At 37.9% G+C, this 11,516-nt stretch carries 12 protein-coding genes; 4 read left to right on the forward strand and 8 right to left on the reverse strand.

All coding sequences use genetic code 11. The features are described from left to right. Positions 1 to 70 precede the first annotated feature (70 nt). The 3 genes from CHB66_RS15000 to CHB66_RS15010 are packed head-to-tail and all read left to right on the forward strand — an operon-like array spanning position 71 to position 1,575. On the forward strand, positions 71 to 919 hold the full coding sequence (locus CHB66_RS15000) for an SPFH domain-containing protein (RefSeq protein WP_089242230.1): 849 nt from the start codon (positions 71 to 73) through the stop codon (positions 917 to 919). Positions 920 to 925: 6 nt separating this feature from the next. Beyond that, the gene (locus CHB66_RS15005; protein WP_089242231.1) at positions 926 to 1,402 is read left to right on the forward strand and encodes a hypothetical protein; all 477 of its coding nucleotides are present in this window, start codon (positions 926 to 928) and stop codon (positions 1,400 to 1,402) included. Between the two features lie 2 nt (positions 1,403 to 1,404). Then, the gene (locus CHB66_RS15010) at positions 1,405 to 1,575 is read left to right on the forward strand and encodes an Arc family DNA-binding protein (protein ID WP_089242244.1); all 171 of its coding nucleotides are present in this window, start codon (positions 1,405 to 1,407) and stop codon (positions 1,573 to 1,575) included. 20 nt (positions 1,576 to 1,595) lie between these two features. Here CHB66_RS15010 and CHB66_RS15015 read toward each other — a convergent pair whose 3' ends face one another. The 3 genes from CHB66_RS15015 to CHB66_RS15025 are packed head-to-tail and all read right to left on the reverse strand — an operon-like array spanning position 1,596 to position 5,744. Further along, positions 1,596 to 3,080, reverse strand: coding sequence for a TolC family protein (locus tag CHB66_RS15015; protein ID WP_089242232.1), 1,485 nt, complete (start codon positions 3,078 to 3,080; stop codon positions 1,596 to 1,598). Further along, positions 3,073 to 4,371 (reverse strand): ABC transporter permease, encoded by a 1,299-nt coding sequence (locus CHB66_RS15020; protein WP_076502844.1) that lies wholly within the window; start codon positions 4,369 to 4,371, stop codon positions 3,073 to 3,075. The genes CHB66_RS15015 and CHB66_RS15020 overlap by 8 nt, the downstream gene beginning before the upstream one ends. A gap of 26 nt (positions 4,372 to 4,397) precedes the next feature. Next, the gene (locus tag CHB66_RS15025) at positions 4,398 to 5,744 is read right to left on the reverse strand and encodes an efflux RND transporter periplasmic adaptor subunit (protein WP_089242233.1); all 1,347 of its coding nucleotides are present in this window, start codon (positions 5,742 to 5,744) and stop codon (positions 4,398 to 4,400) included. Between the two features lie 194 nt (positions 5,745 to 5,938). On the opposite strand from CHB66_RS15025, the gene CHB66_RS15030 reads away from it, so the two are divergent. Further along, positions 5,939 to 6,700: a class I SAM-dependent methyltransferase gene (locus CHB66_RS15030; protein ID WP_089242234.1), complete on the forward strand. Its 762-nt coding sequence runs from the start codon at positions 5,939 to 5,941 to the stop codon at positions 6,698 to 6,700. A gap of 1 nt (position 6,701) precedes the next feature. Here CHB66_RS15030 and CHB66_RS15035 read toward each other — a convergent pair whose 3' ends face one another. The 5 genes from CHB66_RS15035 to CHB66_RS15055 are packed head-to-tail and all read right to left on the reverse strand — an operon-like array spanning position 6,702 to position 10,949. Then, positions 6,702 to 7,670: a glycosyltransferase gene (locus CHB66_RS15035; RefSeq protein WP_089242235.1), complete on the reverse strand. Its 969-nt coding sequence runs from the start codon at positions 7,668 to 7,670 to the stop codon at positions 6,702 to 6,704. Further along, positions 7,670 to 8,632, reverse strand: coding sequence for a glycosyltransferase family 2 protein (locus CHB66_RS15040; protein WP_089242236.1), 963 nt, complete (start codon positions 8,630 to 8,632; stop codon positions 7,670 to 7,672). Before CHB66_RS15040 ends, CHB66_RS15035 begins: the two co-directional genes overlap by 1 nt. 9 nt (positions 8,633 to 8,641) lie before the next feature. Continuing rightward, entirely contained in the window at positions 8,642 to 9,187 is a 546-nt protein-coding gene (locus CHB66_RS15045; RefSeq protein ID WP_089242237.1) for a DUF4199 domain-containing protein, read from the reverse strand. A gap of 8 nt (positions 9,188 to 9,195) precedes the next feature. Continuing rightward, on the reverse strand, positions 9,196 to 9,708 hold the full coding sequence (locus CHB66_RS15050) for a DUF4199 domain-containing protein (protein WP_089242238.1): 513 nt from the start codon (positions 9,706 to 9,708) through the stop codon (positions 9,196 to 9,198). Then, positions 9,708 to 10,949, reverse strand: a complete 1,242-nt coding sequence (locus tag CHB66_RS15055; RefSeq protein WP_089242239.1) for a dihydroorotase — start codon at positions 10,947 to 10,949, stop codon at positions 9,708 to 9,710. The genes CHB66_RS15050 and CHB66_RS15055 overlap by 1 nt, the downstream gene beginning before the upstream one ends. Positions 10,950 to 11,516 lie beyond the last annotated feature (567 nt).

The following is an 11,516-nucleotide window of genomic DNA, read 5'->3' on the forward strand; positions in this document are numbered from 1 at the left end:
AAATAAAAACTTGTAACCTTTTATCAAAATTTAAGTATATTGTAATGATATCATTTTAATATCATACACTATGGAAAAAATAACAAAACCCCTTTCTGGCTATTTGATGGTTTTGGTGGCGATAGCCCTGATACCAGCCATTATTATTTTATTGATGAACCAAGTCATTTTGTTAGGTATAGCACTGATTGTACTGTTTATTTTAACACTACCAGGTTTCTTTACTTTACAACCTAACAAAGCCATGGTTCTGATTCTATTTGGAGCTTACAAAGGAACTGTTAAAGCGAATGGTTTCTTTTGGGTCAATCCGTTTATGACCAAGAATAAAATATCTCTTCGTGTAAGAAATTTTGAAAACAAGCCGCTAAAAGTAAATGACAAAATCGGAAATCCTGTCATGGTGGGAACCATTGTTGTTTGGCAAGTAGAAGACACTTTCAAAGCTACTTTTGAAGTGGAGGATTATGAGAACTTCATTCATCTTCAGTCTGATGCAGCTGTGCGGAAAATGGCAGGAAAATATCCTTATGATGATTTTGAAGCTGAGGATGCAGAAATCACTTTACGCTCTGGTGTAGAAGATGTCAATCATTCTCTAGAAGCTGAGATTTCAGACCGCTTGCATCATGCAGGTATCAAAGTCATCGAAGCAAGAATTTCTCACTTGGCCTATTCTCAGGAAATCGCCTCCGCCATGCTTCAAAGGCAACAAGCAACAGCCATTGTCGCAGCGAGAAGAAAAATAGTAGATGGTGCGGTTGGAATGGTAGAAATGGCTTTGGAAGACCTGAAAATCAAAGGAATCGTGGATTTTGAAGAGGAGAAAAAAGCTGCCATGGTAAGTAATTTGATGGTGGTCTTGTGTTCGGATAGAGCGGCAAGCCCTGTGTTGAATGTGGGAACGCTGAACCAATAATTTAGCATGATAGTCAAAGAGCAACAAAACTTAAGAGGTAGCTTCATCATGTGGGCAATCATATTGATTGAGCTGCCAACGCTAGCTTTGCTATTGACCTTCTACTTTACTGGGCAGTTAGGAGAAGATGGATGGGTTCCTATATTGATTGTTGGAGGATTGATGATAGGCGTATTTCTTTTCATTTTCAATATGAGGCTTGAGCTACGGATAGATCAATATGGCATTTCCTTTCGTAATCCTCCGATTTACAATCGCTGGACAAAGTTCAAAAAAGAAGAAATTGACACATATGAACTCAAAAAATCCGATGGATTGCTAGAATATGGAGGAGTAGGTATCAGGTTTTCTCTGAAGACCAAGGCATTTATTTACTTTTCAGATCATATTCTAATCCTAGAGAAGGAAAATAAAAAATATGTGTTTAGCACGCATAAGCAAAAAGAAATCCAAGAGATTTTAAATTCTTGGAAGGAGGATTAATGATTATGGCTAAAAAACCCTTTGCCCTAAGAATAGATGAAAAGATGATGCAGGCTGTGGAAAAATGGGCAGAAGATGAATTTCGCAGCACCAATGGACAGATCGAATGGATCATTCACGAGGCATTGAAAAAGCATAAAAGAATGATGAACAAAAAAGGTCAAGACAATTAAGTCTTGACCTTTTTTGTTTTTTAATTTGAATTATCAGCGCTATACAACAAAGTCCTTGACTCAAAATCATATAGGGTCAACTCTCTCAATTCATAATATGCAGTCCAGAAGTCTCTCAAAGACTGAATATAGGCCCTTCTATTGCTATCCTTCTCTTGCTGTGCGATGTTCAAATCTGTAATAGTCACATTGCCATTTTGATATCTTTTTAATGATATTTCATAACGCTTCTCTGCCACCTCATCAGACACTTTGGTGATTTCCATTCTGTCTTTCAGCATTTGGAAGTTTTTCACCTTGGTGAAAATTTCCTGTTCAAAGTTGATCACATCTTGCTCCACAGTATATTCAATCAATTGCTTACTCGCTTGCGCTTGGCCCATTCTTGCTTTATTTCTACCCCAATCTAAAATCGGAACTGACACATTGAGGTTGACCAAAGCTTGTGTATTTGGATTAGAATAAATATCTCCCCATGCCAAAGCAGCATTATTGAAACCATAGCTTGCTCCCAAATTCATCAAAAAACGCTGACCTCTAGCCTGCGCTACACTAGCTTCACCCTCAAGTCTTCTTCTCTCAAAACCAAGTGCCTCAGATCTATTTTGAAATGCTCGCTCTATGGCTTCATCAACGGGAACATCAAAGAATGGAATCTCCTTAGGTGCTACCAAGACTAAGTTGGTAGCCTCGTTGAGTCCCACATAAGACTTCAATCTTAGAGATCGTTCTTCCATATCTAATCTTGCTTGTGCCAATTGTTGCTTGGCCTGAAGCACTTGAAGTTCTACTTGCAAGAGCTTATCCTCGTAGGTAGTACCTATATTGTATCTTCCCTGCTCGATTTTGAATATATCTTCAGTATTTTTAAGATTAAGTGAGGCTATCTCTAAGTTAACTTGTGCGTCCAAGTAATCGAAGAAAAGTATTGCAACGAATCTGCTGATACCTTCCATTTCCTCTACATACTCTCTTTTGCTCTCTTCGAATCGGAGTGGCTCGATTTTTTTATCCCATTTCAAAGGATTGAAAGCAAAAATCGGCTGATCTAAACGGACATTTATCGGCACCCCGCTCCATCTTGTCTGTGGATCAAAGCCAGTTGCTAGAAAATTATCAAATCTATTGGTCGAAGAATTGACCGACACTGTACCACCAGTAGCAGAAACTTGTTGGACCAATCCTAAATTGACATCCATCAGGTTCTGTCTTACCTCCCTAAACTGGATAGTTCCATCAGGCTGGGTGACATTATTGAAGGATTGAGAATAACTAGGGATGGTACCACCCAATCTCAATTGAGGATTGTAATTAGACCTGAAGAGTCGGTATTGCCAATACCTATTTTCTCGTTGAGTCTCTGCCCTCTTTGCCGCTGGAGATTGAGATTTGGCCCTTGCTACTACTTGCTCAAGTGTATATTCTACACTTTGCTGAGCACTTGAATTGTTGATTGTAAGAAAAAATCCTACCAAGAATAGATAAAGAATCGGTTTTTTATTCATATCGTAAAGAAGTTATTGGATCTTGACTAGCTGCCTTTTGGGCAGGTGCAATTCCGAAAATCAAACCCACCGTCGCAGCAACTCCAAAGGAAAGTACGATAGAAGTAAATGATACAACTGTAGGGAAATCTCCAAAAACAGAGACTAAATAGGCCAATACTACCCCAAGTATCACTCCTATCAAACCACCCGAAACACTGATCATGATGGATTCGAAAAGAAACTGGTTGACAATATCGGATTTTTTTGCTCCCAACGAAAGCCTTAGGCCTATTTCTTTTATTCTTTCCATCACTGAAGCTAGCATGATGTTCATAATCCCTATTCCACCTACCAATAAGGAGATTCCAGCGATAGCCCCCAGCACTATATTAAAGATGTTTTGGGTTCGTTGCTGCTGTTTGAGCAATAGTTCTGGTATGGTAATCTCAAAATCAACAACACCGTTGTGACTCCTAGCGAGCAGCTTAGATATCACTTCAGCAGTAGGCTTCAATGCCTCACTTTCTCCTACTTGGACTACAAGTTTGTCCAATTGATGATAATTAACATTTCTCTGAGTTGTCTCTTCATCTTCAAGATCAAAACCTGTAACCAAGTCTCTGTTTTTAAACCTAACCAACATACTTTGGATAGGGATATAGACATCCATATTGAAGTCCCGGATACCCAGCTTAGAAATACTCTGCTCTGATACCAGTCGTTCTTCCATGATACCAATCACTTCTAGCCACTGATTACCACTTTTGATTTTTTTACCGATAGGGTTTTCTTTTGGAAAAAATTTACGCTGAACTGCCTTACCAATGATACAAACTGGATCTCCTTTTATTTTATTTGCCTCACTAAAAAGCTTTCCCTCTTCCAGTCGAAAATCTAAAACATCAAAGTATGCAGGAGTGATCCCTACCAATTTTGCAGACCGCCTAATCCCACCATAAACTACGTGAGTTTCTAAAACTACCTCAGGGCTTAGTTTTTCTATGTTGGGGATTGTTTTCTGGATGGATTCTACATCGATCAGCCGGAGTCCAGGTGAAAAACGCTTACGCTCACTTTCAAGATCACTTTCCTGACCTACATTCTCTTCCACTTGCTCCACAATTGGCTGAATCACAATATTATTCACCCCGACCAATTTGATTTGCTCCATGATTTCTTGCTGCGCACCATTTCCTATGGCCAGCATAGCAATCACAGCAGCCACTCCAAAAATAATCCCTAGTGCAGTCAAAAATGACCTCAACCTATTAGCAAATACAGCCTCCAAAGCGATGGAGAAATTCGCCATCAATCTTTCATCAATCAAAGGTTTTTTCACTGTCTCCCCCTTCTTCTTTCTGTCCGCTCTTCACCTTGATTTGATTCGGGTTGCTCTGGGACTTCTGAGGTTTCTTCCATAATTTTTCTTCTTTTACCATCAAGGTCCGCGAGTAATTTGACAGGCGCATCTTTGGCCCAGTCTGGCGTAGAAAGGAAAACTCGATCACCTTCATTGAGCCCCATTTCTATGACGATATCATTCAGATTGGCTAAACCTAACAACACCTCTTGTTTAGCTCCATTCTTTAGAAACACATAATTAATACTGTCATTATGTACATTGATGGCTTCTAAAGGCACATATTTCACATCTTCAATACGATCTACAATAATGGTATTGCTAGTCGTCATAGCAGGTCTTAATGAAGCATCACTTTCATTAACTTCTATCACCACTTCAAATACCTTGGCATCAGAGTTTGGCCTTTGCTGACCAATGTTAGCTACTCGGGTAACTTTCCCAGACAATCTCTTATCCGGAAATGCATCTAAACCAATCTCCACTGCTTGACCTATTTTTATTTTACGAATATCTACCTCGTTGATATAAGTTACACTTCTCATTCGAGACAAATCTGGAAGTGTTGCTACTACTGGATTCCAAGAACTTATCTGAGAGCCTGCCTTGATTTTACCTCCTCTACCAGATTGATAGATGACCATCCCATTCTGTGGAGCTTTCACAGTGAATTTCTCCAAAACCTCTTGCATTTGAGCTAACTCATTTTCATTCTCTCTAACACGAGCTGAAATCTCCACCATCCTTGCTCGTTCTTGAAGCCTTTTGACCCTGTATCTTTCTCTAGCTTGATCTAGATCTCTTTCTGCTTTTTCAAGGTTATATTCATTTTGCTTGATAATCGCAGGGGGCTCAAATTGAGATTGCTCCAAAACTAATTTCCTCTCTTGAACATTGTACTCAAGATTAGAAATATTATCCCGTTCCTGTCTCAAGACCAAAGAGGTATCTAATTGAATTTGCTCGTATTGCGCCCTACTTTGCTCTAGGTCTATACGCTTATCATCAAGTCGCCCAAAAAGTTCGGACTTATCTAGCTCGGCAATCACATCACCTTGCTTTACTATTGTCCCCTCATCCACCATACTTTCAATAGTGATGTTATTTACACGGAATCTTCTAGCCTCTAAAGGACCGAGAATCTCGACTGAATTAAGCGCTTCTAGTTCTCCGGAACTTGTTATTTCTACCCTAAAACTGCCTTGTTTGACATCTGCAAAAATATCAAAGCTATCTCCTACTGTACCCGAGAAAAACCTCCATACCACGAAAACCAATACAATGGCAATGGCTATACCAATATATGTTTTTTTATTTTTCATCTGATTTTTGTTACAATCTAGTATCTACAAATCTAATATTTTGAAATCCGGAAAATCTCCCAACGAGCATATTATACAGCCACTAGCATAAAATCAGGGCACATAGAAGATTCGTAGGCAAGCGACTCCAATTTTTGTCTCAACAATCCTTAAATTGCAAGCTAAATCAATTTAACTTCAGCAATAAGCTCATAATGAAATCAATTATTAGTTTTGTGATCCGGTATATACCTAGAAAATACCTTCAACTTGTATCACATTTTTTCCTCAGGGTTTTAGCTGTGTTTTACAAAGGAAAGCAAGTTCAGTGCAATGTCTGTGATCATCAATTCAGAAAATTCCTGCCATACGGACGTAAAGCAAGAGAAAATGCTCTTTGCCCTAATTGCTTGGCCTTAGAAAGGCATCGCTTGATGTGGCTGTTTTTACAAAAAGAAACTCCATTTTTCACTAAAAAATTAAAAGTTCTCCATGTTGCCCCAGAGCTATGTTTCATCGAAAGAATGAAAGCCTTGCCAAATTTGGAATACATCACAGGAGACATTGAATCACCTTTAGCCTCAGTCAAAATGGATGTGCATCAAATCCCCTTCGAAGACGAGAGCTTCGATGTGGTTTTTTGCAATCACGTCATGGAGCATGTAGATGATGATATTCGGGCCTGTAAAGAAATCAACAGAGTACTGAAAAAAGATGGCTGGGGAATTATACAATCACCAGTGTATGACTTACCCGAGACTATTGAAGATAAAACGGTCACAGACCCTGCTGAAAAAGAACGCCTCTTTGGTCAAAGAGATCATGTCAGAAAATATGGTAATGACTATGCAGTCCGTCTGAGCTTATCTGGACTTAAAGTTCAAGAAAATTTATTTGTAAAATCACTAGATCTTGAAACCATTAAAAAATATGCTTTACCTGATCAGGAAATTATTTTTTATTGTGAAAAAGGTTGAATCAACCTTTAAAAAATTTCTTTACAGTTTCACTTAATAATCCTAGACCATAAGCGCTGAGTTGTCCGAAAGATGTAATTACTGACAACACACCTACGATTAAAGAATTATTGCTCAGTGTTGAGTGAATTAAAATTGAAATTTTCCAAATCCCTAATAATACAATCCCTGAAATTAGTAGGTCAGAATCAGGAAAAACAAATATCCCTAACAATAAACAAAACCAATACAGCAAGAAAAAGAGTGGTAACAGATGGACAATTTTGATAGCGTCTGCATGAAATCGACTGATATTGATCCTATTCTGACCGAAGGTATAACTTTGCTTAAAAAAAGAAGCGAGTGTATTTTTTCGTTTATGGTAAACATAGGCTTCTTCAATCAACTCAAGTCGAAAGCCTAATTTTTTTAATCGCAAACTTAATTCTATATCCTCACCTCGGTTAGGGTCTATGAAACCTTTCGATTGATGAAAAGCTTTTCTGGACATCCCCATATTATATCCTCTAGCCTGATATTTTGAGACATCTTTAAGCTTTCCTCTGATTCCTCCCGTGGTCAATACAGAAGTCATGCTGTAGTTCATGGCTTTTTGAATAGGAGAAAAATCTAATCCAGCAGCATCAGGACCCCCAAATGCGTCCAATTCTCTTGACAAAATCGCTTCTTTAAGCACTCGGAAATATTGCTTTGGAATAATACAATCTGAATCAAATAAGACAAAAAAATCACCATTTGCCTGATTCATCCCATAGTTTCTAGCAAAGCCTTGTCCAATATTGGGTATAAAAAAATATCTAATCAATATTTGGCCTGAAAAATCAGCAAGTAAATTTTCGCATTTCTGTGTAGATCCATCCTCAACTATGATTACTTCCATTGGTTGCTCCTCTTGGAGAAAAAGACTTTGCAGTAATTCTGCTATTTCTTCTGGTCTATTGTAAACAGGAATGATGACTGAAAACTTCATCACTTATCAATATTGATCATTTCACTGATATTATAATCAGCCTTGCGGGAATTATTAGATGTCATCATCTCAGCCAAGAAACCAGTCAAAAACAACTGTACACCTACTATCAAAGCCACCAATGCGAGGAAAAATAAAGGTTGCTCCGTAATTTCTCTCACCTTGGTTCCTTTGTATAAACCGTAAACCTTTTGAAAAATAAGCCAAATCGTAATCAAAAACCCTGAAGAAAAGGAAAGTGTTCCCAAGCTTCCAAAAAAATGCATGGGCTTTTTCTTATACCTATTTACAAAGGAGACAGAAATCAAATCTAAGAAACCATTTAAAAATCGCTCAAGGCCAAATTTGGTCACACCATATTTCCTAGCTCTATGCTCTACTACCCTTTCTCCTATTTTAGAGAAACCATTCCATTTGGCTATAAGAGGGATATAGCGATGCATTTCCCCATAAATATGAATATTTTTGACTACTCTATTTTTGTAGGCCTTCAATCCACAGTTGAAGTCATGAAGTTTGATCCCAGAGATCCACCTAGTTACTCCATTGAAAAACTTGGAAGGTATAGTTTTAGAGATGGGGTCAAATCTTTTCTTTTTCCAACCAGACACCACATCATAATTTTCTTTTATGATCATTTGATAAAGTCCAGGGATTTCGTCTGGACTGTCTTGAAGGTCTGCATCCATGGTAATTACAACATCACCATCAGCCTTACTGAAGCCCATATCCAAGGCAGCAGATTTACCATAATTCCTAGTAAAACTAATCGCCTTGATGTTAGGATTGCTTTTAGAAAGCCCCTCAATAATTTCCCAAGAACTATCGGTACTTCCGTCATTGACAAAAATGATTTCATAAGAAAAGCCGTGGTCATTCATGACCCGGCTAATCCAATTATTTAATTCTGGCAAAGACTCCTGCTCGTTAAAAACAGGCACTATCACGGAAATATCAAGCATCTCTTTTGATTAATAGTCAAGCGACTTATCTCTTTTCTTGATAATGGCGCCAATGATCAAAGATAAGATAGCATAGCCTATCAAAGCAAATCCTTGAGACTTAATCAAACCAAATGGGGACACTGAATCATAAGTAGCTTTTCTCATTTCATCAATTTGCTCACTAGTCAAATTATCAGCTACCCCAAATTTCTCCATCATATTCATACTGGTTTCCAAAGCGGATTCAGCTATCACGTTGGGTAAAGATGGGTCTACTACAAAATAAAGAATCATCGTGCCTGCCAGTCCTATCAATCCCCCAATCAACATGCTAATGAAAGAGAAATTGAATGCCGGACCAAACTCCAAATAACCTCCTATGGACTTACGGTATTGGAGACCAAAATAAATAACAAGGCCTATTAAAGCCCCAAAATAAATAACAGTATAGGCTGTGCCTACCAATTGCTCAGGACTGACAAAATAAAAGATGAAGGTAATGATCACTGAGACAATTCCTAGAATTACTCCTGAATTTAGCCCAGCTTTTAGGGGCGTTTGCGTTGTTTCCATAATGCTATTTAGTTTAAATTTTTTCTCAAAATAATAGAAATAATAATTGTAAAAAACAGCCCAAAGATAATTTTCCAAATTAAATCATTAATTGAGACTTGGAAAACTGATAAATCTGAAATACTTTGATAGGTCAGGTCAAAAACCTCCTGTCCATATTGCTCGATAGTAAAGGCTTTCTTATCTAATGTGATTTGAAGCTTATTTTCCTTTATCATTTGAAATAATTCTGGAGCAAATATCAACCCGAGAAAAATCCCTAAAAAGCTTATTAATGCATTAGTCGCGTAAACTACAAACCCTACAGTCATTCCCTCGGCGAAACTTAGATGATTCTGATTGACTTTCCACCTCACAAAATATAAGGCTGCTGCAACAAAGACTGGTACAGAAACAAAACTAAATAGCTGGCTTGGCAGTGTTGGGTCTTGCCCAAGCATACCCATACCAAAAAAAGCAACTATGGAAAATATCGCCCCAAGTGCTCCTATTTTGAATGCATAAGAAAAGTATTTAGACATTACAATTTGTTTAGTTTATTCTTTTTTATCACAAATTTCACTTTACCCTGAAGGGTGGAATCCATCCATGGGTGATTTGATGAAAGAGACAGGTTAGATTTATGATTATAATGCCAATCTTCAGATGGATCGAAAATAGTTAAGCTATTGATTGATGACAGGTCCTCACCTAAGACCCTTCTAGGACCATCGGTGATTTTAGAAATCAAAAGTTCCCAACCAAATTCGTCACTAAGTTTGATCATAGCAGGCAGGAAGGTTTGTAATCCTATCATCCCTGGCTGAGCCAAATCAAACTCCATATGCTTCGCATCAAAATCCTGCGGCTGATGATTCGATACTAATGCGTCTATCGTGCCATCCTTAAGCCCCGCTACTAATGCTGTAATATTTTCTTTATCTCTAAAAGGTGGCATCACTTTAAAATTGGCATCAAAGGTCAGTAAGTCCTCATCACTGAACAATAAATGATAAATGGAAGTATCACAAGTAACGTCAAGTCCCTCTCCCTTTGCTAATCTAATGGCCTCAACAGCTCCCTTTGTGCTGATTGTCTGAAAATGCATCCTACCACCTGTGTATTTCAAAATATCAAGATTCTTTTTAACAGCAATTTCCTCAGCCAAACTAGGTATTCCTTTCATTCCAATCCTAGTGGAAATAAGGCCTTCATGCATTTGCCCAAACAAAGCCAACAAAGGTTCATAAGAGTGATCAAATAAAATACCATCGAATTTTTGAAGGTATTGAAGGACTTTTGCCAGTCTATCTGGATTTGAAAGTGGATGAAGCCCATCACCAAAAACAAAAGCCCCCTGAGCATTCAGATCCAAAATATCTGTAAAATCTTCTCCTTTATTTTCTTTTGTAATTGAAGTTTGTATCACTGCTTCGGTAAACCACCCATAAGTTTTATTTTTCAGAAACTGCAAATCACTTTTATTCTGAATTGCAGGATGGGTATTAGGCATCAATACAGCTTTTGAAAACCCACTAGCCTGTAACAAATCCCCCAAACTATCTAGACTTTCTTTATATTCTTCACCTGGCTCACAGGCCATACACCTTAAATCAACCCAACCAGCAGAACCAAAAAGTCCGGTGCAGTCCAGAGTTTGATCAATCTTTACGGATAAATTAGGAGCTGTTTTGATAAGGCTTTCACCATCAAAGATGTAATCATCTGGCTTATGAATGCCTTTGGAATCAATAAAACTTAGGGATTTCAGCAGGATAGTCATAAAGGATTGAGTTTGTGCAAAACTGCAACTTTATTCCCTAAAAAGGAAATAAGATACTGAGGGGTTTTTAAAAAGTTGGAAATTTGGACAGCCTGAGGGATTGTAAGATTGAAGGAATTGAAAATTGTAGATTGGGGTAAAAGTTGGGGAAGTTAGAAAGTTTAAAGTTGATTTTGAGCTAATGGAATTAGTTGATTTGGTTGATTGAGGGGTTAGTTGATTAGGTTATTAGGTGAATAGATATTAGGCTTGCAAGGGCTTGCCATATTGGATAGATAGTGGTCAGCCTTGTATCTGAGGAAAAATATTGTTAAATGATAATCCGTTAAGCCTATCTACGCCAGGTAGACGTGGGAGGATAGGGAATATACTGGTAACATACATTTAACGATGAACAATTTTAACGTTTAACAAATCTGGTTAGATTAAGATTTGGAAAGGCATATATCAACTTTATATAGCGAAGCATATATCATTCTCTATCCATGAAAATATAGCTATAGGGTAAAAAACACAAAAGCCTTTCAGTTTCCTGAAAGGCTTTTTGATAATGTGGCGGCGACCTAC

The organism is Belliella buryatensis (assembly GCF_900188245.1).
GTDB lineage: Bacteria > Bacteroidota > Bacteroidia > Cytophagales > Cyclobacteriaceae > Belliella > Belliella buryatensis.